This window comes from Cedecea sp. Ae19-4, from assembly GCF_059801165.1.
In genome coordinates this window covers 1-823 of sequence record NZ_JBCHWG010000019.1, presented here as the reverse complement: position 1 = coordinate 823, position 823 = coordinate 1, and the positions used below count along the sequence as shown (strand labels likewise).

The 823-nt window shown below is 47.9% G+C and carries 1 pseudogene; it reads right to left on the bottom strand.

Annotated features, from left to right (window positions below):
• Positions 1–183: 183 nt before the first annotated feature.
• Positions 184–823, bottom strand: a pseudogene (locus AAIE02_RS23590) (inverse autotransporter beta domain-containing protein); the annotation flags it as partial.

The following is an 823-nucleotide window of genomic DNA, read 5'->3' as shown; positions in this document are numbered from 1 at the left end:
AGCGAGATGCGTCTGGTGGGCAGAGTCTTTGAAAGATAAGACCTTTCACTAACACGAAGGGCTAACTCATCAATAACTTTGCAACAGTGCCTAACCCATGAAGATGCCAGATGATTATTAAGATAAGAGTGAAAAATCTTAATTGTTAAGGGTTGGTCAAAAGGTGACGCAACCCAAGAATTACTACAATTCCTGATGGCACACCACTCTGGCATTATTATTCGCAGAGGAAATGCCTAATCCGGAATTGGTAAGGTTGGCAGTAAAATAGGCTACGATACCTGTGGATGGCAAGGTCTTCGACCAATAATGCCCCCCGACAAAACCTGCGCCGGTATAGAGGGTTAAATTACCCCACTCGTTCCACAGCCCCCCGACACTGCGTACTCCCGTTGGAGTTGGGCCACCGTTTATCAAGGATTCAAGATTCGGCAAGCTGCTACCCAACTGCATTGCGCAATAATTTTCGCCATCATTCCAGTTGCTCGTCGTTGAACCATTATTTATGAACCAGTTGTTCAGCGTGAAGCTGTACTTAATAATTTTCCCCTTACCATTTTTCGGCGTGCCTGTGATGGTAACTTTGCTACCTGTGCCTGTGCCCGTGAACTTCACCACACCATCTGCCACTGATACCCAACTGGCATCAGATGCCCAGGTGTAGCCTGACGCGCCCTTTCCATCCTTTGGCACTACACTGAACGTTGCACCGGTAAAGCCGGTGGTCGGGAAGTTCCCCTCTTCGCTGGTTTGTGTAAAGGTGTAAGGATTAACCTGTGTATTAATGGATTCAGGGGGCTCGTCTGGCAGGGTAATTGCGTAG